This window comes from Azospirillum endophyticum (genome assembly GCF_016595245.1).
In the GTDB taxonomy this organism is placed as follows: Bacteria; Pseudomonadota; Alphaproteobacteria; order Azospirillales; family Azospirillaceae; genus Azospirillum; species Azospirillum endophyticum.
On record NZ_JAENHM010000073.1, the window covers coordinates 626890 to 653729 of the forward strand.

Annotated in this window: 29 protein-coding genes and 2 tRNA genes; 17 read left to right on the plus strand and 14 right to left on the minus strand. The window is 66.8% G+C overall.

From position 1 onward, the window contains the following. Positions 1–90: 90 nt before the first annotated feature. From JHL17_RS29820 to JHL17_RS29835, 4 genes are all read left to right on the plus strand, one after another. Positions 91–1290 carry an ABC transporter permease subunit gene (locus JHL17_RS29820; protein ID WP_200198240.1) on the plus strand — a complete coding sequence of 400 codons (1200 nt, stop codon included), beginning with the start codon at positions 91–93 and terminating at the stop codon, positions 1288–1290. A 5-nt stretch (positions 1291–1295) separates the two neighbouring features. Continuing rightward, the gene (locus JHL17_RS29825; protein ID WP_200198241.1) at positions 1296–2402 is read left to right on the plus strand and encodes an amino acid ABC transporter permease; all 1107 of its coding nucleotides are present in this window, start codon (positions 1296–1298) and stop codon (positions 2400–2402) included. A gap of 30 nt (positions 2403–2432) precedes the next feature. Then, positions 2433–3218 (plus strand): amino acid ABC transporter ATP-binding protein, encoded by a 786-nt coding sequence (locus JHL17_RS29830; RefSeq protein WP_200198242.1) that lies wholly within the window; start codon positions 2433–2435, stop codon positions 3216–3218. Between the two features lie 162 nt (positions 3219–3380). Next, positions 3381–4466: a pyridoxal phosphate-dependent aminotransferase gene (locus tag JHL17_RS29835; protein WP_200198243.1), complete on the plus strand. Its 1086-nt coding sequence runs from the start codon at positions 3381–3383 to the stop codon at positions 4464–4466. A gap of 347 nt (positions 4467–4813) precedes the next feature. Here the strand turns inward: JHL17_RS29835 and JHL17_RS29840 are convergent, their stop codons facing one another. The 8 genes from JHL17_RS29840 to JHL17_RS29875 all read right to left on the minus strand — a co-directional run bounded on the left by JHL17_RS29840 (position 4814) and on the right by JHL17_RS29875 (position 10853). Next, entirely contained in the window at positions 4814–5056 is a 243-nt protein-coding gene (locus JHL17_RS29840; RefSeq protein ID WP_345773904.1) for a hypothetical protein, read from the minus strand. A gap of 140 nt (positions 5057–5196) precedes the next feature. Then, positions 5197–5814 carry a GNAT family N-acetyltransferase gene (locus JHL17_RS29845; protein ID WP_200198245.1) on the minus strand — a complete coding sequence of 206 codons (618 nt, stop codon included), beginning with the start codon at positions 5812–5814 and terminating at the stop codon, positions 5197–5199. Next, complete coding sequence (locus JHL17_RS29850) at positions 5790–6224, minus strand: GNAT family acetyltransferase (protein WP_200198246.1); 435 nt, start codon at positions 6222–6224, stop codon at positions 5790–5792. Before JHL17_RS29850 ends, JHL17_RS29845 begins: the two co-directional genes overlap by 25 nt. Beyond that, on the minus strand, positions 6221–7123 hold the full coding sequence (locus tag JHL17_RS29855) for a rhodanese-like domain-containing protein (protein WP_200198247.1): 903 nt from the start codon (positions 7121–7123) through the stop codon (positions 6221–6223). Before JHL17_RS29855 ends, JHL17_RS29850 begins: the two co-directional genes overlap by 4 nt. Positions 7124–7201: 78 nt before the next feature. Further along, positions 7202–7909, minus strand: coding sequence for an alanyl-tRNA editing protein (locus tag JHL17_RS29860; protein ID WP_200198248.1), 708 nt, complete (start codon positions 7907–7909; stop codon positions 7202–7204). A gap of 28 nt (positions 7910–7937) precedes the next feature. Continuing rightward, on the minus strand, positions 7938–8939 hold the full coding sequence (locus JHL17_RS29865; RefSeq protein WP_200198249.1) for a cysteine synthase A: 1002 nt from the start codon (positions 8937–8939) through the stop codon (positions 7938–7940). A gap of 157 nt (positions 8940–9096) precedes the next feature. Then, positions 9097–9708: an NUDIX domain-containing protein gene (locus JHL17_RS29870; RefSeq protein ID WP_200198250.1), complete on the minus strand. Its 612-nt coding sequence runs from the start codon at positions 9706–9708 to the stop codon at positions 9097–9099. A gap of 98 nt (positions 9709–9806) precedes the next feature. Further along, positions 9807–10853, minus strand: coding sequence for a S1C family serine protease (locus JHL17_RS29875; RefSeq protein WP_200198251.1), 1047 nt, complete (start codon positions 10851–10853; stop codon positions 9807–9809). A gap of 240 nt (positions 10854–11093) precedes the next feature. On the opposite strand from JHL17_RS29875, the gene JHL17_RS29880 reads away from it, so the two are divergent. Together JHL17_RS29880 and JHL17_RS29885 are read left to right on the plus strand one after the other, a co-directional pair. Next, positions 11094–11273 (plus strand): hypothetical protein, encoded by a 180-nt coding sequence (locus tag JHL17_RS29880; protein WP_200198252.1) that lies wholly within the window; start codon positions 11094–11096, stop codon positions 11271–11273. Between the two features lie 112 nt (positions 11274–11385). After that, positions 11386–11628, plus strand: coding sequence for a hypothetical protein (locus JHL17_RS29885; RefSeq protein ID WP_200198253.1), 243 nt, complete (start codon positions 11386–11388; stop codon positions 11626–11628). Positions 11629–11635: 7 nt separating this feature from the next. Here the strand turns inward: JHL17_RS29885 and JHL17_RS29890 are convergent, their stop codons facing one another. From JHL17_RS29890 to JHL17_RS29900, 3 genes are all read right to left on the minus strand, one after another. Next, positions 11636–11887, minus strand: a complete 252-nt coding sequence (locus JHL17_RS29890; RefSeq protein WP_200198254.1) for a hypothetical protein — start codon at positions 11885–11887, stop codon at positions 11636–11638. 264 nt (positions 11888–12151) lie between these two features. Beyond that, a tRNA-Asn gene (locus tag JHL17_RS29895) sits at positions 12152–12227 on the minus strand. Between the two features lie 221 nt (positions 12228–12448). Next, positions 12449–12522, minus strand: a tRNA-Cys gene (locus JHL17_RS29900). 316 nt (positions 12523–12838) lie between these two features. Here JHL17_RS29900 and JHL17_RS29905 point away from each other — a divergent pair. The 5 genes from JHL17_RS29905 to JHL17_RS29925 all read left to right on the plus strand — a co-directional run bounded on the left by JHL17_RS29905 (position 12839) and on the right by JHL17_RS29925 (position 18833). Then, complete coding sequence (locus JHL17_RS29905; protein WP_200198255.1) at positions 12839–13495, plus strand: protein-L-isoaspartate O-methyltransferase family protein; 657 nt, start codon at positions 12839–12841, stop codon at positions 13493–13495. Between the two features lie 102 nt (positions 13496–13597). Next, on the plus strand, positions 13598–13924 hold the full coding sequence (locus tag JHL17_RS29910; protein ID WP_200198256.1) for a rhodanese-like domain-containing protein: 327 nt from the start codon (positions 13598–13600) through the stop codon (positions 13922–13924). Between the two features lie 2 nt (positions 13925–13926). Then, complete coding sequence (locus tag JHL17_RS29915) at positions 13927–15330, plus strand: TolC family outer membrane protein (RefSeq protein WP_200198257.1); 1404 nt, start codon at positions 13927–13929, stop codon at positions 15328–15330. A 126-nt stretch (positions 15331–15456) separates the two neighbouring features. Beyond that, positions 15457–16119 carry a DUF2497 domain-containing protein gene (locus JHL17_RS29920; protein WP_282189377.1) on the plus strand — a complete coding sequence of 221 codons (663 nt, stop codon included), beginning with the start codon at positions 15457–15459 and terminating at the stop codon, positions 16117–16119. A 65-nt stretch (positions 16120–16184) separates the two neighbouring features. After that, positions 16185–18833, plus strand: coding sequence for a valine--tRNA ligase (locus tag JHL17_RS29925; protein ID WP_200198259.1), 2649 nt, complete (start codon positions 16185–16187; stop codon positions 18831–18833). Positions 18834–18917: 84 nt separating this feature from the next. Here the strand turns inward: JHL17_RS29925 and JHL17_RS29930 are convergent, their stop codons facing one another. From JHL17_RS29930 to purM, 3 genes are all read right to left on the minus strand, one after another. Continuing rightward, a complete protein-coding gene (locus JHL17_RS29930) occupies positions 18918–19061 on the minus strand; it encodes a hypothetical protein (RefSeq protein ID WP_200198260.1) in 144 nt (47 codons plus the stop codon). A 124-nt stretch (positions 19062–19185) separates the two neighbouring features. Beyond that, the gene (purN, locus tag JHL17_RS29935; RefSeq protein ID WP_200198261.1) at positions 19186–19839 is read right to left on the minus strand and encodes a phosphoribosylglycinamide formyltransferase; all 654 of its coding nucleotides are present in this window, start codon (positions 19837–19839) and stop codon (positions 19186–19188) included. 124 nt (positions 19840–19963) lie between these two features. After that, positions 19964–21025 (minus strand): phosphoribosylformylglycinamidine cyclo-ligase, encoded by a 1062-nt coding sequence (gene purM, locus JHL17_RS29940; RefSeq protein WP_200198262.1) that lies wholly within the window; start codon positions 21023–21025, stop codon positions 19964–19966. 142 nt (positions 21026–21167) lie between these two features. Between purM and JHL17_RS29945 the strand changes: the two genes are divergently transcribed. The 6 genes from JHL17_RS29945 (at position 21168) to JHL17_RS29970 (ending at position 26376) form a co-directional block, all read left to right on the plus strand. After that, positions 21168–22508 (plus strand): DUF2066 domain-containing protein, encoded by a 1341-nt coding sequence (locus JHL17_RS29945; protein WP_247893891.1) that lies wholly within the window; start codon positions 21168–21170, stop codon positions 22506–22508. Beyond that, positions 22505–23065: a CDP-alcohol phosphatidyltransferase family protein gene (locus JHL17_RS29950; RefSeq protein WP_200198264.1), complete on the plus strand. Its 561-nt coding sequence runs from the start codon at positions 22505–22507 to the stop codon at positions 23063–23065. Before JHL17_RS29945 ends, JHL17_RS29950 begins: the two co-directional genes overlap by 4 nt. Then, the gene (locus JHL17_RS29955) at positions 23062–24129 is read left to right on the plus strand and encodes an AI-2E family transporter (protein ID WP_200198265.1); all 1068 of its coding nucleotides are present in this window, start codon (positions 23062–23064) and stop codon (positions 24127–24129) included. The genes JHL17_RS29950 and JHL17_RS29955 overlap by 4 nt, the downstream gene beginning before the upstream one ends. A 13-nt stretch (positions 24130–24142) precedes the next feature. After that, positions 24143–24865 carry an HdaA/DnaA family protein gene (locus JHL17_RS29960; RefSeq protein ID WP_200198266.1) on the plus strand — a complete coding sequence of 241 codons (723 nt, stop codon included), beginning with the start codon at positions 24143–24145 and terminating at the stop codon, positions 24863–24865. Between the two features lie 39 nt (positions 24866–24904). Beyond that, positions 24905–25684: an SDR family oxidoreductase gene (locus tag JHL17_RS29965; protein WP_200198267.1), complete on the plus strand. Its 780-nt coding sequence runs from the start codon at positions 24905–24907 to the stop codon at positions 25682–25684. A gap of 203 nt (positions 25685–25887) precedes the next feature. Further along, entirely contained in the window at positions 25888–26376 is a 489-nt protein-coding gene (locus tag JHL17_RS29970) for a MarR family winged helix-turn-helix transcriptional regulator (RefSeq protein ID WP_109443402.1), read from the plus strand. Positions 26377–26840: the final 464 nt, after the last annotated feature.

Below are 26840 nucleotides of genomic sequence, written 5' to 3' on the forward strand. Positions count from 1 at the left end.
CGCATCCCCTACGGTGTGGGAAATGCCCGGAAGAACGTCCGGAACCGCGTGGGCACCGCATGGGACGCGATGTTTGGGGGAGAGTAGTCCGTGGCGACCGAGACCCGGACCACCCAAGGCGCTCCGCCGCCGGGTGGCATATCGTTTTCCCTCAGCGACCCGACGTTCCGTGCCATTGTCTACCAGATCCTGGTGGTCGGTGCGGTCGTCCTGGTCGGCTGGTTCCTTATTTCAAACACGCTCGACAACCTCGCGCGGCGCTCGATCGCGACCGGTTACGATTTCCTGGGGCGTGAAGCGGCCTTCGGCATCGGCGAGTCGCTGATCGACTATTCGCCGAAGGATTCCTATGGCCGGGCGTTCCTGGTCGGTGTGCTGAACACGCTGAAGGTGTCGATCATCGGCGTCCTCCTGGCGACGATCATCGGCACGGTCATCGGCGTCGCCCGGCTGTCCAGCAATTGGCTGATCGCCAAGCTGGCCTCGACCTATGTCGAGATCATCCGCAACATCCCGCCGCTGCTGCAGCTGTTCTTCTGGTACGCGCTGGTGTCGGACGGACTGCCGCCGGTGCGTCAGGCGCTGAACCCGATCCCGGGCGTCTTCCTGTCGCAGCGCGGCCTGCGCGTGCCGACGCCGGCCCCCGATCCGGTCTGGGCCAACATGGGCATCGCATTGCTGGTCGCCATCGTCGCCGCCTGGGGCGTGTCGCGCTGGGCCAGGGCGCGGCAGGCCCGAACCGGACAGCCTTTCCCCGCCGGCTGGACCGGCCTCGGCCTGATCGTCGGCCTGCCGGTCCTGACCTGGCTCGCCGGCGGCGCGCCGCTCGCGATGGACGTGCCGAAGCTGACCGGCTTCAACTTCACCGGCGGCGCGGCCATCTCGCCGGAATTCTTCGCCATCCTGACCGGCCTGACTCTCTACACCGCGGCCTTCATCGCCGAGGTGGTGCGCAGCGGCATCAAGGCGGTCAATTGGGGCCAGACCGAGGCGGCCCGCGCTCTCGGCCTGCCGGGCAGCCCGACCCTGCGCCTGGTGATCCTGCCGCAGGCGCTGCGGGTGATCGTGCCGCCGCTGACCAGCCAATACCTGAACCTGACGAAGAACAGCTCCCTGGCGCTCGCCATCGGCTATCCCGATCTGGTGTCCATCGCCAACACGACGCTGAACCAGACCGGCCAGGCGATCGAGGGGGTGACGATGATCATGGGCACCTATCTGGTCATCAGCCTCAGCATCTCGATCTTCATGAACTGGTACAACAAGCGCATCGCGCTGGTGGAGCGGTAACGGCCATGACCGACAACGTGCAAAGCGTCGGCCTGCCGGACGAGCGTCCGCCGGCCAACACCGTCGGCCCGATCGCGTGGCTGCGGAACAACCTGTTCAACAGCTGGTACAACGCCATCCTGACCGTCCTGGTCCTGGGTCTGCTGGCTTCGGCGATTCCACCCTTCGCCAACTGGCTGCTGATCCGCGCCCACGGCTTCGATGCGACCTCCACGGTCTGCCGCCAGGATGCCGGCGGCGCCTGCTGGGGCTTCATCAGCGAGAAGCTGCGCTTCATCATGTTCGGGATGTTCCCGTGGGATGAGCAATGGCGCCCGCTGGTGACCATCGGCGTCTTCATCGCCTTGCTGGTTGCCAGCTGCGACCGCCGATTCTGGAAGCCGTGGTTCGGACTGGTCTGGGCCGCCGGACTGGCGCTGGTGGCGATCCTGATGTGGGGCGGCGTCTTCGGCCTGACCTATGTCGAGAACACCCTGTGGGGCGGCCTGCCGCTGACCATCATCCTGTCGGTGATCGGCCTGGCGGTGGCCTTTCCGGTGTCGATCCTGCTGGCGCTGGGCCGGCGGTCGAACATGCCGGCGGTGAAGGTGCTCTGCGTCACCTACATCGAGCTGATCCGCGGCGTGCCGCTGATCAGCCTGCTGTTCATGGCGTCGGTGATGCTGCCGCTGTTCCTGCCGAACGGCGTGTCGATCGACAAGCTGCTGCGGGCGCAGATCGCCTTCATCATGTTCGCCGCCGCCTACATGGCCGAGGCGATCCGCGGCGGCCTGCAGGCGATCCCGAAGGGGCAGTACGAGGCGGCTGACGGGCTGGGGCTCGGCTATTGGCAGAAGATGCGCAAGATCATCCTGCCGCAGGCGCTTGCCGTCGCCATCCCGCCGCTGGTGAACACCTTCATCAGCTTCTTCAAGGACACCTCGCTCGTCATCATCATCGGCCTGTACGACCTGCTCGGCACCGCCAAGGCCGCGCTGTCCGATCCGTCCTGGCGCGGCTTCTACCGCGAGGCCTATCTGTTCATCGGCGTGATCTACTGGATCTTCTGCTTCAGCATGTCGAAATACAGCCAGAAGCTCGAACGCGATCTCAATCGCGGCCACCGTCGCTAGATCCTCGCCGTCAAGGGAGACGCAAGACCCATGTCCCAGGCCATGTCCCAGGCCGCCAAGCCGAAGCACACCCTCAGCGGCGAGGAAATCATCCGCTGCACGGGCGTCAACAAATGGTACGGCGAATTCCACGTCCTGAAGAACATCAACCTCAGCGTCCAGAAGGGCGAGCGCATCGTCGTCTGCGGTCCGTCGGGGTCGGGCAAATCGACGATGATCCGTTGCCTGAACCGGCTTGAGGAGCATCAGAAGGGCACGATCGTCATCGACAAGATCGAGCTGACCAACAACCTGAAGAACATCGAGCTGGTCCGCCGCGAGGTCGGCATGGTGTTCCAGCATTTCAACCTGTTCCCGCATTTGACCGTGCTGGAGAACTGCACGCTCGCCCCCATCTGGGTCCGCAAGATGCCGAAGGCCGAGGCGGAAGAGCGGGCGATGAGCTACCTGAAGCGGGTGCGCATCGCCGAGCAGGCCAAGAAATACCCCGGCCAGCTTTCGGGCGGACAGCAGCAGCGCGTCGCCATCGCACGCTCGCTGTGCATGAGCCCGAAGGTGATGCTGTTCGACGAGCCGACCTCCGCCCTTGACCCCGAAATGGTCAAGGAGGTGCTGGACGTCATGATCGGGCTGGCCGAGGACGGCATGACCATGCTCTGCGTCACGCACGAGATGGGCTTCGCCAAGTCGGTCGCCGACCGCGTCATCTTCATGGACCGCGGCGAGATCGTCGAACAGGACACGCCGGACGCCTTCTTCTCGAACCCGAAGTCGGACCGCACGCGCCTCTTCCTCAGCCAAATCCTGAACCACTGATCCGGGCGGCAGGCGGGCGGTTCCATCCGGCCTGCCATCTGGAAACAAAACACCTCGATTCCGGGTGCGCGACGCAATGTCCTGTGGCGTCGCGCACCGGTTTGCGGTTCAATCGGTCGCCTGACGTGCTGTTCGACCGATCCGCTTACGGAGATCGAGGTTATGGACCTGCTCAGCCCCCGTCCCAGCGTTGGCCAGATCAAGCCGTACCGTCCCGTTCGTCCACCCCGCGACGGCCGCCGCTGGATCGACCTGTCCCTCACCCACAATCCGCTCGGTCCCAGCCCGCTGGCATTGGACGCCTATTGCGAGGCGGCGACCCGGATCCACTGCTATCCCGACTGGGACCAGGAGCCGCTGCGCCATGCCATCGCACGCCGCCATGCCATCGATGCCGACCACATCGTCTGCACCGCCGGGTCGGAGGAACTGATCCATCTGGTCGCGCAGGCCTTCGCCGGCCCCGGTGACGAGGTGCTGTGCCACGAGCGCGGCTATCGCGGATTTCTCAAGGCGATCCGCGCCGCCGGCGCCACGGCGGTCGTCGCGGCGGAGCGCGACATGGTGGTGGATGTCGAGGCGCTGATCGACCGCGCCAGCGAGCGGACGCGAATCTGCTTCCTCGCCAACCCCAACAATCCCACCGGCACCTACATACCGGCCGATGCGGTGCAGAGGCTGCGCGCCGGATTGCCGTCGCACACGCTGCTGGTGCTCGATTCCGCCTATGCCGACTATTGCCGGCTGCCCGACTACAGCGACGGGACGGAGATCGTCGAGAATTCCGACAATGTCCTGCTGATCCGCACTTTCTCGAAGATGCACGGGCTGGCGGGCTTGCGGGTCGGCTGGGGCTATGGTCCCGCCACGGTGGTCGAGGCGGTGAACGCCATCCGCGGCACCTTCAACGTCTCGCTTCCCGCCCAGCTGACCGCCGCAGCCGCGCTGAGCGACGCGGAGCATGAGGAGGCGACCTTCGCCCACAATGCGCAGTGGCTGCCATGGCTGTCGCGGGAACTGGAGCGGGTGGGGTTGCGCGTCTATCCCAGCGTCTGCAACTTCGTGCTGGCCCGGGTACCGACCGATCCGTCGCTGGGCACCCAGGCGGTCGTCGACCATCTCGCCCGCCGGGGCATCCTGGTAAAGTCGGTGACCGAATACGGCCTGTCCGATTGCCTGCGCATCACCGTCGGCCGCGAGGAGGAAAACAAGGCGCTGGTGGTGGCGCTGGCCGAAATCCTCGGCTGAGGATCGACCGAAGGCTGCGGCGGAACGCCGCAAGAAGTCGACGGTGATCTGGAGAGCTTTTGATGCAGATCAACGAAGGGACTATGCGCTTCGGATAGGGTCCTTCTTGTCTCATAACCCTCCCTGTATCACTGAGCCGGAGCATCTGCATGGATGTCTCCGGCTTTTTCTTTCGGGCGGGAAGGGCCGACAAAAGCGCAGTGGAAAATACCCGTTCGTTGACATGCATCAACGCGAGGGGAGGGAGACGGGCGTAGACCTATGACTGTCTCTAACCCTCCCTGTTTCACAGGAGGCTCCGGTTCCGGTGCCTCCTGTTTTTTTGCCCGAAAGTTGGAGGGGCGCTCTCATGACGGCGGACGCGAGCGATTCCAGCGCAGGACCAGCCCGATCAGCGACAGCGGCACGACGATGACGGCGCCGATCAGGATATAGGGCAGGGCCCAGCCACCGGCGTCGACCATCAGCGCCGCGATGTCCTGCACCGTCTGCCAGCTGTTCGTCAGGATGCTGGCCGGGTCGATGTGCAGGAACGACAGCACGAAGCCGACGATGAAGCACAATACCAGCGTCCGAATGATCCAACCCACCAAGGCCTCACCTCACGCTCGTCACCGCGGAGCATCCGCCCCGCTATAGGAACGCGCCGTCCCGCGACCGGGTTCCGGCATCGCGGGGTAGATGGGGCGCGGGGTATGGGATGGTCAAGGGGGCGGCCGTCACCCCGGTCTCATCCCGCCAGCGGAATATGCGCTCCGGCGCTGCGCGGAAGCGCGCCGTCCAGCCGCGGGTCCCGGACCTCGCGGACGACATGGCGGGTGGGGACGAAGCCCATGCTCTGATAGAGCGGCAGCGCCTTCGGATGGTCGAAGGTGCAGGTGTTGACGACCAGCTTCTTCGCTCCCCCGTCCCAGGCCTTGCGGATGGCGGTGTCGAGCAGCCAGGGCCCCAGCTTGCGGCCGATGAAATCGGGGATCAGGCCGAAATAGGCGAGATCGGTTTCCTGCGTCCGTCGGTCCAGCTCGGCGAAGCCGGCCGGCGTGCCGTCGACCTGGAGCACCCAGACCTCCACCAGCGGGTCGAGAATCGAGCGCTCAAGCTCCTTGCGCGGCATGCGGCGGCGTTCGTGCCACAGCCAGGGCTCTCCCACCGTGTCGTAGAGATAGCGGTAGAAGGACCAGGTCGGCGGGTTGGTCCGGACCAGCGAGAGGTTGGCGGACGGCTGGCGCACCGGCGCGTGGACCGGGGGCGCCGTCATCTGCAGATAGGTGACGATCACCGGCAGATGGCCGGGTCGGCTGGCGGCCGGTACGGCGGGACGGGTCAAAGAGAAGGGTTGGTCAGCCATTTCTGCATCATCGTGACGGGCGACTTGGCATAGCCCAGCCTTTCATAGAAGGCCAGCACCGGTTGATTGGTCTCGCGGACGAGGAGCTGGACCTTCGGCATGCCGGCCGCCGTCAGCCAGCTTTCGGCTTCAGCCACCATGCGGCGGCCGAGCCCCCGTCCCTGCAAGGCCGGATCGACGGCGACGTAATAGATCCAGCCGCGATGGCCGTCCTGTCCGACCATGGCGGTCGCGACGATCCGCCCGTCCTCCACGGCGGCCAGCACCGTCGAACTGGTCTTCGACAGAGCCAGTGCGAAGTCCGCCGCCGGATCGTTCCACGGCACCACCAGTCCGCAGGCTGTCCACAGCGCGACGACCGCGTCGCGGTCCTCGGCCGTGCAGGGCCGGACGGTGACGGGTGCGGTCATGGCCGCCGGGCTTCCGGTTTCAGCGGGCCGGCATCCAGCGGCAGATCCGCGCGCAAGCCCCATTCGGCCCAGGAGCCGTCATAGATCGCCACGTCCGGCTTGCCGGCGGCGGCGAGGCCGAGGGCGATGACGCAGGCGGTGATGCCGCTGCCGCAGGAGGCGACAACCGGCCGGTCGAGGTCCAGCCCGGCGGCACGGGCTTTTTCCACGATGACATCCGGCGGCAGCAGGGTCTTGGTGCCGGCGTCGATCAGGTCGGTATGGGGCAGGTTGAAGCTGCCGGGGATGCGGCCGCTGCGCCGTCCGGGCCAGGGCTCGGCCACCGCGCCCTCGAATCGCGGCTGGGCACGGGCGTCGGTCACCTGATCGCTCCGCAGGTCGATGTTCGCGAGCACCTGATCGGCGCTGCGGATCAATTCGGGCCGCTTGCGCGCGGTGAAGACGGCGGGCTGGACGGCGGCGGGCTCGCCCGATTCCGTCGGGTGTCCCTCCGTCAGCCATTTCGGCAGGCCGCCGTCCAGCACGGCCACGCGGTCGAAGCCGAACAGGCGGAACAGCCACCAGACCCGTGCCGCCGCGGTCGCCATGCCGGCGCTGTCATAGATCACCACGGTATCGCCGTCGCCTATTCCGAGCGCGCCGATCTTCGCGGCGAAGGACGCCTCGTCGGGGGCCATATGGGGCAGGGGGGCGGTGTTCGGTGCCGCCACCTCGTCGACGTCGCACAGCCGGGCGCCGGGGATGCGGCAGGCCGCGAACTCCGCGCGGATGTCGCGCTTCAGGGCCGGCATGTGCCAGGACCCGTCGAGCAGCTTCAGGCCGGGCCGGCCGAGGTTGCGGGCGAGCCAGTCGGTGGAGACGACGGGGCCGGTCAGCGGTTCCACGATGCTGTCGCTCATGCTGCGCGTCCTTGGCAATCGGCGGGGGCAATCGGTCGGGGAGTGGGAGCTGTCGGATGGAGGATCGGCGGGACAGGCTCAGTCCTTCAGCGCGATGACCACGCGCCGGTTCTGCTTGCCCTTGTTTTCGATCTTCGTCACCTCGATTCCGCCGATCTCGCCAGTGCGGGCGACATGGGTGCCGCCGCAGGGCTGCAAGTCGACGCCTTCGACATTCAGCAGGCGCACCCGGCCGCTGCCGCTCGGCGGCTTCACCGACATGGTGCGCACCAGTTCCGGCTTCGCCGCCATCTCGTCGTCGGTGATCCACTGGGTGCCGACGGGCGTGTCGGCGGCGATCAGCCTGTTGACCGAGTCGGCGATGCCGTCCTTGTCCAGGGAGCCGGCCGGCACGTTGAAGTCGAGCCGGCTCTTGTCCGCGCCGATCTGGCCGCCGGTGACCGATCCCGGCACCACGGCGCACAGCAGGTGCAGGGCGGTGTGCATCCGCATGTGACGGTAGCGGCGGTCCCAGTCGATCTCCGCTTCCACGGCAATGCCGGGGCCGGGCAGCTCCTGCCCGTCCTCCGGCACATGGATGACGTCGTCGGGACCGCCGTCGCCCTTCACCGTGTCCGTGATGCGGACCTCGAACCCGTCGAAGCGCAGGATTCCGCTGTCGCCCGGCTGACCGCCGCCGGTCGGGTAGAAGACGGTGCGGTCGAGCCGGATGCCGCGGTCGTCCACCGCCGTGACGGTGGCGACGCAATTGCGGGCGTAGGCGTCCTCGCGGAATAGCGCGTCCATGTCTTCCCTGGATCCCCTTCGGAACGAATCAGGCCAGCCAGTCTGGCACCGGAAGATTCTTCTCACGGAGGAAGTCCGGATTGAAGAGCTTCGATTGGTAACGCTGCCCCCCGTCGCACAGGATGGTCACCACCGTGTGGCCGGGGCCGAGGTCGCGCGCCACCCGCATCGCCGCGGCGATGTTGATTCCCGACGAGCCGCCCAGCACCAGCCCCTGCGTCTTGATCAGGTCGAAGATGATCGGCAGCGCCTCTTCATCCGGGATTTGCAGGGCGTCGTCGATGGGGGCCTGTTCCAGGTTGGCGGTGATGCGTCCCTGGCCAATGCCTTCGGTGATCGAGCTGCCTTCCGACTTCAGTTCGCCCTTGGTGTAGTAGCTGAACAGGGCGGCGCCCATCGGGTCGGCCAGCGTGATGCGGATCTTCGGGTTCCGCTCCTTCAGGGCCAGCGCGATGCCTGCCAAGGTGCCGCCGCTGCCGACCGCGCAGGTGAAGGCGTCGAGCTTGCCGCCGGTCTGCTCCCAGATCTCCGGGCCGGTGGTGGTGCGGTGGCCTTCACGGTTGGCGGTGTTGTCGAACTGGTTGGCCCAGACGACGCCGTTCGGCTCGGTCTTCGCCAGCTCCTCCGCCAGCCGGCCGGAATAGCGGACGTAATTGTCGGGGTTGGAGTAGGGGACGGCCGGGACCAGCCGCAGGTCGGCGCCGATCAGGCGCAGCATGTCCTTCTTTTCCTGGCTCTGTGTTTCCGGCATCACGATCACGGTGCGGTAGCCCAGCGCATTGCCGACCAGCGCCAGCCCGATGCCGGTGTTGCCGGCCGTACCCTCGACGATGGTGCCGCCGGGACGCAGCAGCCCGCGCTGCTCGGCGTCGCGCACGATGGCGAGAGCCGCGCGGTCCTTGACCGATCCCCCGGGATTCAGGAACTCCGCCTTGCCCAGGATCTCGCAGCCCGTCGCCTTCGAAGGCCCTTCCAGCCTGATCAGCGGCGTGTTGCCGATGGCGCCGATGAAGCCGTTGCGGATGTCCAAGACGGGTACTCCCAAGGTCGGATGTGGAATGCTGCCGATACTATCAGGACGGAAAGCCACGGTTTCAAGGCAAGGGTGTGGAATGCTGTATTGAACGACTGCTGTGCGTAAAATTCACGGCGGAGACGCGGGCATCCATCGCCCGCATCCCGCCCCCTCAGCCCTCGCCCAGCCAGCGCCGGCGCAGGGACTCGCGGTGGCGGGCGAGCCAGCCGACGGCGATGATGGCGACCGAGTTGCGCAGGCGGTTCTCGTCCATCATGCGGATCACCTCGTCGGCCGGCAGGGCCATGATCCGGATGTCCTCATGCTCTTCCTCGAGGCCACCGGTCGCGGCAAGGTTGCGGCTGTCGACCCTGCCGCAGAAGACGGTGACCACTTCGGTGAAGGCGCCGGGGCTGACATAGTAATCGCAGATCTGCTCGATCTCGCGGATGGCGCAGCCCGCCTCTTCCATCGATTCGCGGCGTGCCACCTCCTCGGGGGACTCCCCCTCGCCGACCATGCCGGCGACGATCTCCGTCATCCAGGCCGGACCGCCGGCAGCGGCGGAGCCGACGCGGAACTGTTCGATCATCACGACGGTGTCGAGATCGGGGTCGTAAAGCAGGACACCGACGGCCGCACCGCGGTCGCACACCTCGCGCGGGGGCAGCACGTCGGTCCAGGTGCCGTCGAACTTCTTGTGACGCAGGCGGTAGACGTCGATGGTGAGGAAGCCCTTGTAGGGGGTCTTCTTGTCGATGATCTCGATATCGGGATGGTTCATGGTCGGTGCGATTCCAGGGATGGCTGTTTCCGACAAGGTGCTACGCCGTCGCGCCCGCCACAAGCGCCCCAGCGAAGCTCAGGGATTGGGGACTGAACTCACAGCGTCGGATTCAGCCGCAGGAAGCGGACGCGGTCGGCCGAGGTCACCGGGACGGGGGTCAGCGTGGCACCGCGCATCACCTCGAGCGGCACGATGGTCCCGGCCGGCCCCAGGCCCCAAAGCTTGCGGTAGAAATCGGCCAGTCCGCTGAAGCGCTGGCCGCCGATGCCGACGATCCAATCGCCCGGGCGCAGGCCGGCCGACTCGGCAGGACTGCGCGGCGACACCTTGTCCACCAGCAGCCGGCCCATCTCCTCGCGCAGGGTGACGCCCAGCCACGGCCTTGCCGGTTCCTGGCGCCGGCCATAGGCGAGCAGATCGGCGAGGACCGGCTCCAGTGCCGAAACCGGAACGAACATGTTGCCGGGCAGGGGGCGGCCCTCCATCGCCTCCGCCACCAGCAGCGACCCGATGCCGACCAGACGGCCCTCGCGGTTGACCAGGGCCGCACCGTTGAAGGCGCGGATCGGCGGGAAGGTGAACAGCGCCTCGTCCAGCAGATATTCCCAGTAGCCGGCGAACTCCCGCTTGCCGACCACCTTCACCGCCGTGGCCCCGCGGTTGTCGCCGCCGCTGAGTGCCAGCAGGGTATCGCCCTCCTTCACCGCATCGGAATTCGCCAGCCGCAGCCATGGAGCCGTGAATCCCATCTCCGCCCGCAGCAGGCCGAATCCGCTGACGGGGTCATAGGCGACCAGATTGGCGGGATAGCTGCGCCCATCCGCGGCGGTGACCTGGATCTGCGAGGCTTCCATCACCGTATAGCCGATGGTCAGGATCAATCCCGACCCGTCGATCACCACGCCGCTGCCTTCGCGGTCGGTTCCCAGCGTGCGGGAGCTCTGGCTGTCGGGCGGGACGACGGCGCTGATGCCGACGACCGAGCGGACGACGCGCTCTGCGTCCAACGGAGCGGGCTCCGCCGCCCGGGCGGTACCGACTCCGACCGCGCCGCCGGTGATGCCGAGCCCGATAGTCACGCCGACAAGGATGAGGATGGCCGCCGCCAACCGCGGCGCGACCGGTGTTGAAACGACCCGCATGACACCGCACTCCCGCGCAAGGCAGGGCCAAGGGCACCCTCGCGGCCGCGCGGCCCTGTCCGTCGCGACTCGGGTGACACAGGGTAAGACATTGCGCCGGAGTCGCGACTCATCAAGCCGTCGTCACGAGACCGCGGACCGCGGGCTTGGCAGCGATGGCGGAAACATACCGCCGCCGCCCGCTGTTGTCCTGCCGGTGCCCGACAATCCACATGGATTTCCACGAGGAAAGGCGACAGCATGCCCATCGAGAGCGAACAGGAACTGGAACAGGCCGTCCAGGAGTTTCAACGTTTGAGCGACGCACCGGAGGGATCGGAGGGCGGACGCCGCCGCAGCGTTCTGGACGCGGACATCAAGGCGTATTACGCCAGATGCGCCGACACGATGCGGCCGGCCAAGCCGCCGTCCAACGGCTGACTGGCCGGCCGGGAGAAAAGCGGGAGCGGAACCGGATGGTCGGCGCCAGAAACGGCCAAATGGCAAAACGGCCAAATGGCAAAAACGGCCACCAGAAGGAGACCGCTCCGCGATGAAGCGACTCGATACCTGCTACACCTGCCGCTTCTGGGAGGGGCAGGGGCTCCGTCAACGCGGACCGAAGGGGACCTGCCGGCGCTATCCGCCGGTGGTGACCCCGCGCAGCCCCGAAGGCGATTTCCCGATTACCCTGTCCACAGACTGGTGCGGGGAATGGAAACGGGTCGCCATCGCCTCGTCCGGCGGGGACCCGTCGGCATCCGACGACAGCCTCTACGACGATCTGGTGGAATAGGACCTGTTCACCGCGGATGGGGCGGGATCACCAGCACCGGCGTGTTCTCGTAGGCCTGGGGCCGGCTTTCGGTCGTCGACCCGTCCCAATCGGTGCTGAGGGCCAGCAGGGCGAGCAGCACCGCCGCCAGGAACAACAGGGCGGCAGTGACGCAATCCACCGTTCGGACCGGATGATCGTCGGGTTCGGGCGAGCCGCGGCCGGTGCCGTCGAGCGGCGGGGCGGTGCGAAGAGCTTCGGACTGGAATGGCAGAAGCACGGCGATCCTCCATAGGCTGGAGACGCCCGGCCCAAGAGTGAGGCCCGGATTGCTATCAAGTCTAACGCCGTACAGCCCTGTGCGGCATTTCGCTTCCGGCAAATCAGGATCGTCTTTTGGGACTAATTCATGCCGTGTGGGGTGACCGTCGGTCCTAGCCCAACTGCTTTAAACCGAATTCGGTTACTTAAGCGCCACAGTCAAGATGCAATAGCTCGGAAAGAAGAAAAGGCCGGATGCGCTTGGCATCCGGCCTTTTCGATCTGGCTCCCGGTGCTGGACTCGAACCAGCGACAAGCGGATTAACAGTCCGCTGCTCTACCAACTGAGCTAACCGGGATCGGTGACTGGCCTTTCGGCCGCCGCCGTTGTTGGCGTGGCGGGTGTATAGCCGAACCATTCGGCCCTGCCAAGCCAATTCCAACAGGAAAATGAATTTTCTTCCGGCAGGAGCGAGATGGCTTTCCGTCAATGAAAACAAGGCCGAAACGCAAAAAGCCCCGCCGGAGGCGGGGCTGCGTTCGGAGCACCTGATGGTCTCTTCCATGCTATCGTCAGGTATGGAGGCACGGGCGGGAATCGAACCCACGTACACGGATTTGCAGTCCGCTGCATCACCACTCTGCCACCGCGCCATCCTGACCGGCACCGGCGCCCTGTTTCCAGCGCGCCCTCGGTGTGGAGCGGTGGTATAGCGGCCCGGAACGGAGCGGTCAAGGCGAATGGTGACGTTTTTTGAACGACGATTTGCGGACGATTGCGGCCGGCTTCCGCCCGTGTTCTCCCGACCTCTTCGCTGGCCTTTTTCCCGGCAGCCGGCAAAGGCTCCGCGCTCATCGCTCGTGACGTTGTGTTCGCCAAGCCTTTGCGGCTATATACCGCCATGGCAGGAAGCCGTCCGCTGTTCGGCTTGGTGCCGGTGTCGTCACAACACATCAATAAGCGACCGCCATGACCGATTTCGCCGCCGCACGCTATTTCATGGTCGAGGGACAGATCCGCCCCAACAAGGTGACCGATCAACGTCTCGTCGACGTCCTGTCGGAGCTTCCGCGCGAAGCCTTCGTTCCTGAGTCGGCGCGCGGCGTCGCCTATGTCGACGACGATCTCCCCATCGGCAAGGGCCGGTTCCTGCTGGAGCCGATGGTCTTCGCCCGTATGCTCCAGACCGTCGCCGTGCAGCCGACCGACCGGGTGCTGGACGTCGGCGCCGGCGGCGGCTACTCCACCGCCGTGCTGGCTCGCCTCGCCTCGTCGGTGGTCGGCCTCGATTGCGACGAGGGTCTGACCGCCGCCGCGACCGCGGCGCTGGCCGGACAGGGCATCGCCAACGCCAAGGCCGTCACCGGCCCGCTGGCGGAGGGGTACGCCCAAAACGCCCCTTACGATGTGATCGTCGTCGAAGGTACCGTGCCTGATGTGCCGGCGCCGCTGACGGAGCAGCTGGCGGAAGGCGGTCGTCTCGTCGCCATCGTCCAGGGCAGGGGCAGCGTCGGCGAAGTGCGCCTGTTCCAGCGGGTCGCCGGCGTGGTGTCCAGCCGCATCCTGTTCGAGGCCCAGCCGCACGCGCTGCCGGGCTTCGAGAAGAAGGCGTCCTTCGTGTTCTGATCGGATTCGCCGGTCGGACAGGTCTTGAACTGAACCGTGCAGTTTACCTCTGCGCGGTTCTGCGCTACCGTCGCCGTCGCCCTTGCACGAAAGTGAGCATCCATGGCCGCGCCGTTCGAAATCGAGGTTGAAGAGTTAGACCGTCGCCGCACTGCCGGTGACGGGCTCGTTCTCCTCGACGTGCGCGAGGCGTGGGAGTTTGCGCTGTGCGCCATTGACGGCAGCCTGCACATTCCGATGAACGGGCTTCCCGGTCGGGTGGACGAGTTGCCGAAGGACCGCGATGTCGTCGTCGTGTGTCATCACGGTGGCCGCAGTGCGCAGGTCACCATGTGGCTGCGTTCCAAGGGGTTCGACCGCGCCATCAACCTTGATGGCGGCGTCGATGCCTGGGCGCGCCGAATCGACCCGAACATGAAGGTCTACTGAACATGACCGTGCGAAGCCGTTTTGCGCGCCGCTGGCTGCTGGCGACGGCCCTGACCCTGACCGCCACGATGGGCACAGCAGTGACCGGCGGTGGTACGGCCCAGGCCCAGTCCCTGGAGCAGGCCCTCGCCCAGGCCTATGCCAACAACCCGACGATCGGCGCCCAGCGCGCCCGCCTGCGTGCCGTCGACGAGGGCGTGCCCCAGGCGCTGTCCGGCTACCGGCCGACGGCCCGCGTGACCGCGGGCATCTCGCGCTCGACGGGCGAGAGCAAGTTCGACGGCGGCTCGACCGGATCGGAAGCCAATTCCAAAACCGTCGGCGTCACCGCCACCCAGCCGCTCTACGACGCCACCGTCGCCCCGGCCGTCCGGCGTGCCGAACGGCTTGTCGAGGCCCAGCGCGCCGCCCTAATCGCCTCGGAACAGTCGGTCCTGCTCGCCGCCGCCCAGGCCTATCTGGACATCGTCCAGAACCAGGCCATCCTGCAGCTGCAGACCAACAACGAGCAGGTGCTGCGCCGCCAGCTGGACGCCGCCCGCGACCGCTTCCGCGTCGGTGAGTACACCCGCACCGACGTCAGCCAGTCCGAGTCGCGCCTGTCGGCCGCCATCGCCTCCAAGATCTCGGCCGAAGGCACGCTGCGCGCCTCCCGCGCGACCTACGAGCGTCTCGTGGGCGCCGCGCCGGGCGAGCTGAAGGCGCCGAAGCCGGCCTTCCGCCTGCCGAAGAACCTGGACGAGCTGGTCGAGCTGGCCCGTGCCAACAATCCGAACGTCCTGTCCGCCTCCTACACCGAAGCGGCGCAGCGCGAAGCGGTGGACCAGCAGTATGGCCGCTTGCTGCCGTCGGTGAACCTGTCGGCTTCCGGCAGCCGCACCTATGATCCGGGCCGCTCCTCCGGCATCGACCTGAACCGGTCGGACAGCGCGCAGGTCACCGCCCAGGTGACCATCCCGCTCTACCAGGCCGGCCAGCCCGAAGCGCTGGTGCGCGAGGCCAAGCAGACGGCCAACCAGGCCCGCCTGCAGATCGAGGAGACCCGCCGCCAGGTGACCGAGTCGGCGGTCAGCGCCTGGCAGGCCCTGCAGACCGCGCGGGCCAGCACCGAGTCCTACACGGCGCAGATCAAGGCCGCTCAGATCGCCCTGGAGGGCGTCCGTCAGGAAGCCCAGGTCGGTTCGCGTACCGTGCTCGACGTGCTGAACCAGGAACAGGAACTGCTGAATGCCCGCGTCTTCCTCGTCCGTGCGCAGCACGACGAGATGGTCGCGGCCTTCAATGTTCTGTCCGCCAGCGGACAGTTGACCGCCGACCGGCTCAATCTGCCGGTCCAGAAATACGACCCGCAGGCGAATTACGACAAGACGCGGGGCAAGTGGTTCGGAACGTCGGTGACCGAATGAACGAGACGGCCCGCGAAAGCGGGCCGTTTTTGTATTATGGCTTTTTTGCCAACACTGCCCTAGGTTTGGGGCAGGTTGACGTCTCGGGTTGTCACTATGAGCGATAAGGGCCAGCAAGAACCTTCGATGGAGGAAATCCTCGCCTCCATCCGGCGGATCATTTCCGAGGACGGTGAGCCGGCCAAGTCGGAAACCCAGGCGCCTTCGCCGCCTCCGCCTCCGCCGCCCCCACCACCTCCGCCGCCGCCCCCTCCACCGGTCGAGGACGACGACGACGTCCTGGAACTGACCCAGATGGTGGAGGACGAACCGGATGAGCGGCCCGACTTCGGTCAGCCGGCCCTTGATGCTTGGCCGGACGAACCGGCCTTTCCCGAGCCTCCTGCGCCGCCGCCGCCACCCCCGCGCTGGCAGGAGCCGGAGCCCGAACCGATGCCACCGCCGCGCCCGGCCGCCCGGCGGCCGATGCCGGCCTTCGACGATTTCGAGGATGACGAGCCGCCGCCACCGCCGCGCCCGCGCCGCCGCCCGGTCGATCCGGATGCCGGGCTGATCTCGCGCCGGACGGCGGAGGATGCCTCGCATCATCTGACCCATCTGGCGCGTGAACTCGGCGACGACCTGTCCATCGGCCCGATGCCCATCGGCATCCGCACGGTGGAAGAAGTCGTGCGCGAGCTGCTGAAGCCGCTGTTGAAAGAATGGCTGGACGAGAATCTGCCGACGGTGGTCGAGCGGCTGGTACAGCAGGAAATCGACAGGATGATCCGGCGGTCGCAGAAGTTCTGATCCGCCCTGTACCGAGCCTGCCTGTCAGCTTCCGGTTGAGACGTTTCTAGCGAAAGTTTCTGGTGATGTTGGAAAAGACGTACCGGCCCGCCGAGGTCGAGGAGAAGCACTACCGCCTGTGGGAAGAGTCGGGCGCCTTCGCCGCCAACCCGCAGGGCAACGGCAAGCCCTACACCATCATGATGCCGCCGCCGAACGTCACCGGCAGCCTGCACATGGGCCATGCGCTGACCTTCACCATCCAGGACGTGCTGACCCGCTACAACCGCATGCGCGGCCGCGACGCCCTGTGGCAGCCCGGCACCGACCATGCCGGCATCGCCACTCAGATGGTGGTGGAACGCAACCTGGCGAAGGACGGCAAGACGCGCCATGATTTCGGCCGCGACGCCTTCATCGACAAGGTTTGGGAGTGGAAGGCCGAGTCCGGCGGCACCATCACCCGCCAACTGCGCCGGCTGGGCGCCTCGCCCGACTGGCCGCGCGAACGCTTCACCATGGACGAGGGGCTGAGCCGCGCCGTCCGCAAGGTGTTCGTGGAACTGCACCGCCAGGGCCTGATCTACAAGGACAAGCGGCTGGTCAACTGGGACCCGAAGCTGCACACCGCGATCTCCGACCTCGAGGTCGAGCAGAAGGAGATCAAGGGCAACCTTTGGCACTTCCGCTATCCCATCGACGGGGAAGAGGGGCGCTTCATCGTGGTCGCCACCACCCGTCCGGAAACCATGCTGGGCGACACCGGCGTGGCGGTGCATCCGGAGGATGAGCGCTACAAGGACCTGATCGGCAAGATGGTCCGCCTGCCGCTGGTCGGCCGGCTGATCCCGATCGTCGGCGACGAATATGCCGATCCGGAGACCGGTTCGGGTGCGGTGAAGATCACGCCGGCCCATGACTTCAACGACTTCGAGGTCGGGAAGCGTTGCGGGCTCGAGCAGATCAACATCATGGATCGCGACGCCCGGCTGAACGACAATGTGCCCGAGGCCTACCGCGGGCTCGACCGCTACGAGGCGCGCAAGAAGATCGTCGCCGAGCTGGAGGCGCTTGAGCTTCTGGAGAAGATCGAGCCGCACACCCACATGGTCCCGCACGGTGACCGCTCCGGCGTCGCCATCGAGCCCTGGCTGACCGACCAGTGGTATGTCGATGCCGCGACCCTGGCCAAGCCCGCCATCGAGGCGGTGGAGACCGGCAAGACGGTGTTCGTGCCCAAGCAGTGGGAGAACACCTATTTCGAGTGGATGCGCAACATCCAGCCCTGGTGCATCAGCCGCCAGATCTGGTGGGGCCATCAGATTCCGGCCTGGTACGGTCCGGACGGCACCTTCTTCGTCGAGGAGACCGAGGAGGAGGCGCGCGCCGCCGCGAAGGTGCATTATGGCAGCGATGTCGAGCTGACGCGCGATGCCGATGTGCTCGACACGTGGTTCTCGTCGGCGCTGTGGCCCTTCTCGACGCTCGGCTGGCCGAACCAGACGCCGGAGCTTGATCGCTACTACCCGACCGACGTGCTGGTGACCGGCTTCGACATCATCTTCTTCTGGGTCGCCCGGATGATGATGATGGGCCTGCACTTCATGAAGGACGTGCCCTTCCGCACGGTCTACATCCACGCCCTTGTCCGCGACGAGAAGGGCCAGAAGATGTCGAAGTCGAAGGGCAACGTCATCGACCCGCTGGAGATCATCGACCAGTACGGCACCGACGCGCTGCGCTTCACCCTGTCGGCGATGGCCGCGCAGGGCCGTGACATCAAGCTGGCGGTGAACCGGGTCGAGGGCTACCGCAACTTCGCCACCAAGCTGTGGAACGCAGCCCGCTATTGCCAGATGAACGGCTGCGAGCCGGTCGCCGGCTATCGGCCGGTCGGCCTGACCCAGACAGTCAACCGCTGGATCGTCGGCGCACTCGCCGATGCGGCGAAGAAGGTCGCCGAATCGGTCGACGCCTACAAGTTCAACGAGGCCGCGGGCGCCGCCTACCAGTTCACCTGGGGCACCTTCTGCGACTGGTACATGGAGTTCACCAAGCCGATCCTGGCCGGGACCGACGAGGCGTCGAAGGCGGAGACTCGGGCGACCACCGCCTGGGTGCTCGACCAGATCCTGCACATCCTGCATCCGCTGATGCCCTTCATCACCGAAGAGCTGTGGGAACAGCTGTCGCCGGCCCGTGCCAACCGCCTGATCTCGGCCGAGTGGCCGGAGTTCGCCGCCGACATCGTCGATCCTGCGTCGCGCGACGAAATGGATTGGGTGGTGCGGCTGATCACCTCGGTCCGCTCTATGCGGTCGGAGATGAACGTCCCGCCGGCGGCGCAGATCGAGCTGAAGCTGAAGGATCCGAACGCGATCAGCCTGAAGCGGCTGGACACCCACCGCGACCTGATCCTGCGCATGGCCCGCCTGTCGAGCGTCGAGCCGCTGCAGGGCGAGGTGCCGAAGAGCAGCGTCCAGGCGGTGCTGGACGAGACCACCCTGGTGCTGCCGCTGGAAGGCATCGTCGATCTCGACAAGGAAAAGGCGCGCCTGTCCAAGGAGATCGAGAAGCTGGCGGGCGAGATCAGGAAGATCGATGCCAAGCTGTCGAACGAGCAGTTCGTCGCCAAGGCCCCCGAAGAGGTGATCGAGGAGCAGCGCGACCGTCGCGAGACCGCCGATCAGGCTCGCGACAAGCTGCAGAAGGCGTTGGAGATGCTGGCGGGCTAAAGTCTCCCGCAAAGCCCCCGTCCCCTCTCCCGCATAAGGTGGGAGAGGGGGCGGAAGGGGCGATGCGCCGCGAAATTCAGCCGGTTACAGTGTGAAGATCGCCAGCAGCACCAGCACCGCAATGACGCCGGCGATGCCGAGTTTCATGAAATGGGTGAAGGCGATCCAGCCCGCCTGATGCGCGCGGACGGTTTCCTCACTGACCGGGTTGGGACTGGCGGCAGCCATTTCGATGAATCCTCCGATGGTTTCCTTTACCCGCGATTTTTGACGCGGGCCGCCAGAAACGCAACAGATTCCGAGCGCAACCGTCAACCATGCCGGAAGCTAGGCGGCCCGAAGGGCGGCGCGCCTAAATCGGCGGATTCGTCAGGGTGGCAAGGTCCGGAACAGGGCCGTGGATTCTCACCAGATCGCCGTCGACTCGGGCGCGACCCTCGGCGATCAGGCGGACGGCGTGGGGGTAGAGCTTGTGCTCCGACTCCAGAACGCGGTCGGCCAAGCTGTGGGCATCGTCGCCGGGCAGGACCGGGACGGCGGCCTGGGCGATGATCGGACCCTCGTCCATTTCCGGCCGCACGTAATGGACGGTGCAGCCGTGGAAGCGGACACCGGCGGCCAGTGCCCGCTCATGGGTGTCGAGCCCCTTGAAGGAGGGCAGCAGCGATGGATGGATGTTGATGAGCGCGTCCCGCCATTGCCCGACGAACCACGGCGACAGCAGGCGCATGAATCCGGCGAGGCATACCAGTTGAACACCCGCTTTCCGCAGGGAGGCGTCCATCGTCGCCTCGAAGGCCGGCTTGTCGCCGGGATAATCGCGGTGGTCGACCGTCGCGGTGGCGATGCCGGCTTTCGCCGAACGCTCCAGGCCGAAGGCGTCGGCCTTGTTGGACAGCACCAGCGCGATCTCGGCCGGGAAGTCCGGCGCGGCGCAGGCGTCGATCAACGCCTGCAGATTGCTGCCGCGCCCCGAGATCAGGACGCCGAGCTTCAACTTGCTCATCGAACTATCCTTGGATCGGACCGCTTGCAGTCAGCAGCGATTTGACGCGGGAATCCGATCGTCAATCAAAGCACCATGGCGTCGTGCGTTTCTTGATCGAACGCACGGCGCCATGGGGCGTCCCTTACGCGGTCCAGGCGGCGTCCATGCCGTTGACGGTCACGCGGGCGTCGCCGTCCTTCAGGGCGGTGACGGTGCCGACGGTGAAGACCGTCTCGCCGAGTTCGCGCAGGATGCCGATGGCCTCCTCCGCCTTGTCGGCCGGAACCACGACGACCATGCCGAGGCCGACGTTGAAGGTGCGCGCCATCTCGTACGGAGCGATCCCGCCGGTCTTCATCAGCCAGGAGAAGACGGGGGGCAGGGACCAGGCCGAGGCGTCGAGGACGACTCCCAGCCCGTCCGGCAGGACGCGCGGAATATTCTCGATCAGGCCGCCGCCGGTGATATGGGCCATGGCACGGACCGTGCCGGCGCGCACCGCCTTCAGCGTGCTCTTCACATAGATGCGGGTGGGGGTCAGCAGCGCTTCGCCCAGCGTCTTCGACTCGTCCCACGGGCAGGATGCGTCATAGCCGAGGCCCGACTTCTCCACCAGCTTGCGCACCAGCGAATAGCCGTTGGAATGCACGCCGGTCGACGCGAGGCCGAGGACGACGTCGCCCGCCTGGACGGCGGAACCGGTCAGGGCGTGCTGGCGTTCCACCGCGCCGACCGAGAAGCCGGCGAGGTCGTAATCGCCTTCCGCGTACATGCCCGGCATCTCGGCGGTCTCGCCGCCGACCAGCGCGCAGCCGGCCTGACGGCAGCCTTCGGCGATTCCGGCGACGATGGCGCGCCCGGCGGCGACGTCCAGCTTTCCGGTCGCGTAGTAATCGAGGAACAGCAGCGGTTCGGCGCCCTGGACCACCAGATCATTGACGCACATCGCGACGAGGTCGATACCGACCGTGTCATGGCGGTTGGCGAGAATCGCCACCTTCAGCTTGGTGCCGACACCGTCGGTGGTCGCGACCAGAAGCGGATCCTGATAGCCGGCGGCGCGCAGGTCGAACAGGGCGCCGAAGCCGCCCAGGCCGGCGTCGGAGCCGGAGCGCGCAGTGGAGCGGGCAAGGGGCTTGATCGCTTCGACAAGCGCGTTGCCCGCATCGATGTCCACACCGGCCTGCTTGTAGGCGTCGGACATGTTATAGGACTGGGTGCTGATGGTATCCTCGCTTGGGCTGAGCTATATACCGGGCCTTGGGCTCGGGCCGAACATACTCGAATCGGAAGGCTTTGCAATGCTCCACCGCCGCCGCGCGCCGCTCCTCGCCGGTCTTGCTGCCATGTCGACCGCTCTGGCGCTGACCATGACCGGACCGGCGGGGGCGCAGACCGGTTCCCTGCCGCCGGCCGCCGTCTCGTCCGCCGCCGATCCCTTCGCCGTGTCCGGGGTGAAGGTCGACATCAGCGGCAGCAATCCGACCACGATCCGCGATCAGGCGATCCGCGAGGCGCAGGCCAAGGCCTGGACCGAACTGTATGGGCGCCTCGTACCCGGCGGCGGCAATCCGCCGCGGCTGTCGGACAGCCAGATCGCCCGGATGGTCCAGGGATTCGAGATCGACGAGGAGAAGGTGTCGGCCAGCCGCTATGTCGGCTCCATCACCGTACGCTTCCGCCCCAATGCGGTGCGCGATGCGCTCGGCCAGAGCGGCGGCACCGCCCAGTATGTGGAGCCGCCGTCCCGGCCCTTCGTCATCCTGCCGGTGACCCAGACCGACGGGCGCACCATCCTGTGGCAGGACCGCACCCCGTGGCGCGCTGCCTGGGAAGCGCGGCAGCCCGCCGCGTCGCTGGTGCCTCTGGTGGTGCCGGACGGGGAATTGTCCGATGCCCAGGCGATCAGCGGCGAGGATGCGATCGCCGGCAACACCGATGCCATGGCCCGCATCGCCCAGGCCTACAAGGCCGGTGGCGTGGTGGTCGCCCGTATGGACATGCCGGCGAACGGTCCCGACCCGGCGCGCGGCCTGACGGTGGATGTCACCCGTTACGGGCTGAACGGCACCCGCGACAACCAGACGGTACAGGTCAAGGGCGGGGGCAACGCCGACGACATGCTGAACCGCGCGGTCGCGGCGGTCGGCACCCAGCTCGACGAGTCCTGGCGGCGTGAACACACCACCGCTGCCGGTCCGGAGCAGAACACCATCGTCCGCGTGCCGCTGACCGCGGTGAACGACTGGGTGGAGACCCGCAAGCGGCTGTCCGCCGTGAATGCGGTGAGCCGCAGCAGCGTGCTCTCGATCAGCCGCAGCGAGGCGCTCGTCATGCTGACCTATCGCGGCGACCCCGACCAGCTGGCCCAGGCGCTCGCACGCCAGGATCTCGCCTTTGCGCGGACGGCGGCCTCGGCAGCCGGCACGCCTCCCACCTATCCGGGCGCGCCGGTGCCGGTGCAGTCCGCCGACTGGCAGCTGACGCTGCTTCCGCGCGGGTCGGGAGCCGCGTCGGCCGGCGCCGTTGCCGGCACGGCATCCCCGGTGGCGTCCCCGGTGGCGTCCCCAACCACGCTGGCGCCCTCGGCGCCGATGGAGTCCGGCGGCATGGGTGCAGCCGGCACGAGCACCATGGGCGCGCCGCCGCGCAACCTGGGTACGCTTCCGGCCAAGAGCGTGCCGTGAGCGTTCCCAACATCATTACCTTCCTGCGCATCGTGGCGGTTCCGGCCGCGATGTACATGATCCTCACCGGCAAGATGGAGTGGGCCTTCGCCCTCTTCGTCGCCGCCGGGCTGTCCGATGCGCTGGACGGGGCCATCGCCCGCATGTTCCGGGCGCGCACGGTGCTGGGCGGCTACCTCGACCCGCTGGCCGACAAGGCGCTGATCGTCGGCGTGTATGTCGCGCTCGCCTGGGTCGGCACCATCCCGCTCTGGCTGGCGATGATGGTGGTGTTCCGCGACATCATGATCATCGGCGGCGTCATCCTGCTGTTCACGCTGAAGGAGACGCTGGCGATGCAGCCGCTCTACATCAGCAAGGTGAACACCGTGGTGCAGATCGCGCTGGCGGCCGCGGTGCTGGCTCCGCCGGCATTGGGCCTGCCGGACTTCCACCTGAACGGATGGGAGCTGGTCGACCTGCTGGTGTACGCCTGCACGGTGACGACGGTGCTGTCCGGTGTGTTGTATGCCCGGCGCGGCGCCCTGCTGTTCAACCGGCTCGGCGGCGTTCCGTGACGCCGGCCAAGCAGCTCCGCTTCTGGCTGATCGGGCTCGGGCTGTTCATCCTGGCGCTGTGGCTGCTGGCCGACATGCTGCTGCCCTTCGTCGTCGGGCTGGCCATCGCCTATCTGCTCGACCCGGCGGTCGACCGGCTGGAGGCGGCCCGGCTGCCGCGCTGGCTCGGCACCACGCTGGTGCTGCTGGGATTCGTCCTGGTCATGGTGCTGATGGCGCTGCTTCTGCTGCCGCTGGTGCAGGGACAGATCTCCCATCTGCTGGAGGTGCTGCCGAACTATGCGACGCTGGTGAAGGAGCGCCTGATCCCGGCGCTCAACCGCATCATCCACCGCCTGCCGGCCGCCGACGTCGAGCGGCTGCGGGCCGCCGCCGGCGCCTATGCCGGGGAGGTGGCGGGGCTGGTCGGCCGTATCGTAACCCACATCCTGTCGGGCGGGCTGGCGCTGTTCGACATCGTCACCCTGATGTTCATCACCCCCGTCGTCGCCTTCTACATGATGCGGGACTGGGACCTGATGGTCGGCAAGGTCGATTCCTGGCTGCCGCGCCAGCATGCCGAGACGGTGCGCGAGCAGGCGCGCGAGGTGAACGTCACCCTGTCCGGCTTCGTGCGCGGACAGGCGACGGTCTGCGTCGTGCTGGGCGTCTTCTATGCATTGGCGCTGTCGGCGGCGGGGCTGGATTTCGGTCTGGTGATCGGCCTGCTTGCTGGGCTGCTGTCCTTCATCCCCTATGTCGGCACCCTGTTCGGCTTCGTCGCCAGCACCGGTCTTGCCCTGTTGCAATTCGACGAGTTCTGGCGGATCGCCATCGTCGTCGGCATCTTCCTGTTCGGCCAAGCGGTGGAGGGCAACGTCCTGACGCCCAAGCTGGTGGGCGACAAGGTCGGGCTGCATGCGGTGTGGGTGATGTTCGCCCTGCTGGCCGGCGGCAGCCTGTTCGGCTTCGTCGGCGTGCTGCTGGCGGTGCCGGTGGCTGCGGTGATCGGCGTGTTGACCCGCTTCGCGTTGCGACAGTATCTCTCGAGCCCGTACTACCGCGGCACCGAGGCGGAACGCTGATGGGTGTATCCGCATGAGCTTGCCGGCGCAGATACCGCTCGACCTCGGGCACCGGACGGCGATGGGCTGCGAGGATTTCCTCGTGGCGCCCAGCAACGCCGATGCGGTGGCGTGGCTGGACCGTTGGCCATCCTGGCCGGCTCCGGCGCTGACGCTGTTCGGTCCGGCCGGCTGCGGCAAGACCCACTTGGCCCAGGTGTGGCGCGCCCGCAGCCATGCCGTGGTGACCAGGGGCGATGTCCTGGAGCCGGCCATGGTGCCGTCCCTGCTGGTGCCGGCCAACGCCGTGGTGGTCGAGGATGCCGACATGGTCGCCGGCAGGCCCGAGCGGGAGGAGGCGCTGTTCCACCTCTACAACCTCGCCCGTGAGCAGCAAGGCCATCTGCTGCTGCTGTCGCGCAAGGCGCCCTCGCGCTGGCGTACCAGGCTCCCCGACCTGCGATCGCGCATCAAGGGTGCGCCGGCGGTGGAGGTCAGGCCGCCCGACGATGCGCTGCTGGCCGCCGTGCTGGTCAAGCTGTTCGCCGACCGCCAGTTGCGGCCGGGGATGGAGGTCATCACCTATCTGCTGGCCCGGATGGAGCGGTCGCTCGATTCCGCCCGCCATCTGGTGGCGGCGCTGGATCATGCGTCGCTCGCCGCCCATCGCGGCGTCACCGTGCCCCTTGCGCGCGAGGTTCTTTCGGACCTGCAACGGACGGAACCGCAACGATCCGGTTCCAAAATGACCTTCTGAAATCGACAGGCCATCCGAGACAACTGGGAAGAGACGATCATGGATTTTGGGATCGCCGGCCGCCGCGCCATCGTCTGCGCCGCCAGCAAGGGGCTGGGCCGCGCCTGTGCCTTCGCACTGGCCCGCGAAGGCGTTCACGTCACGCTGACCGCCCGCAACGCCGATGCGTTGGAGGCGACCGCAGAAGAGATTCGCGACGCCACCGGCGTCACCGTCACCGTCGCCCCCGGCGACATCGCGACGGAGGACGGGCGTGCCGCAGCGCTGGCCGCCTGTCCCGAGCCGGATATCCTGATCAACAATGCCGGTGGTCCCCCGCCCGGCGACTTCCACGACTGGGACCGCGACGACTGGATTCGCGCGCTCGACGCCAACATGCTGACGCCGATCTTCCTGATCAAGGCGACCGTGGACGGCATGATCTCCCGCCGGTTCGGCCGTATCGTCAACATCACCTCTGGTGCGGTGAAGGCGCCGATCCCTATCCTGGGCCTGTCGAACGGCGCGCGCAGCGGCCTGACCGGATTCGTCGCCGGCCTGTCGCGTCAGACGGTGAAGCACAACGTCACCATCAACAATCTGCTGCCCGGCCCCTTCGAAACCGATCGTCTTCGCAAGACGATGGAGGGGGGAGCCAAGGCTGCCGGACGCAGCATCGATGAAGAAATGGATGTGCGGCGCAAAGCGAATCCGTCCGGTCGATTCGGCGATCCAGAGGAATTCGGAGCCGCTTGCGCCTTTCTTTGCGCCGCTCAATCCGGTTTCATGACCGGGCAGAACATCCTTCTGGATGGCGGAGCCTTTCCCGGCACGATGTAATCTGCCGGACTCGGGAGGGGACAGCCTCTCAGTCTCAAGTTTGTCTCTCCAATTCGCTTTAAAATCCGCCCATCGTCTGAGGCCATTAAGAAACGGCAACGGGAAGGGGTGCTGCGGCACCCTTTTTCCGCCCTGCCGGTTGCGGGCGCGGCAGTGCCACGGCAACCGGACAACGGCTTCACCAAGCCACTGGCACAGGAACGATGAGCATGCAGCAGAGTGTGGCGGCCCCCGCGGTCTACACCGACCTTGGCCGCGTGATGGAAAGCATCACCCGGCGCTTCCTCGACGTGCTTCGGATGGAACTGGCCCGCATCGGCGTGACCGACCTCAGTCCGACCCAGGCACTGATGCTGCTGCACATAGGAACCGAGGAACTGTCGGTCCGAGACCTTTTGGAACGAGGCTATTACCTGGGCTCCAACGCCTCCTACAACCTGAAGCATCTGGTGGAGGCCGGCTATGTCGACCGCAGCCCGTCCCAGCGCGACCGCCGGGCCGCCCGGCTCAAGCTGTCCGATCGCGGGCTTGCGACCTGCGAGGCGCTGAAGAAGCTGGAGGCGATGCGTGCCGACAGCCTGTTGCGCACCGACAGCGACGGCGCGGATTTCGAAACCACCTATCGCACGCTGCGTCGGCTGGAGCGTGCCTGGACCGACTTGATCCGCTACGACGACGCCGATCCCGCCTGAGAACCCCCCGCTTTGGACACGTAACTTTCCAAACACCTATCCGTTCGATCTGTGTCCGGAATGGAACACCGGAGATCATAACGAGAACATAGACGGAACTGAACGATTGCCGTTCTTCGTCCGTTCTGATAGCTCTATCAGAACAAGACGCGAACAATGGAGGTTGGCATGTCGGTTCTGGCTTTCCTGCGTGAATGCATGACGCTCGCCCTGTTCCTGGCGGTTCTCTATGGCTGGGCCACCGTCGGGCCCATCCTGATCGGCTGAGGACGTCCGGTCGTCGAGGGATGCAAGTCCTTCGGAAGAAGTCTCCGAATGGAGAATGCCGCGTCGGTATTATATCCGAAATCCCAGCCCACCCTGGCCGGCGCAGCGCTTACATCGGGAACACGCGGAACCGTCCCTGGCCCATCCGAGAAGCCGAAAGGGGGCCGGTTCCGCGAACGCCGACAACGCGTGGGGAT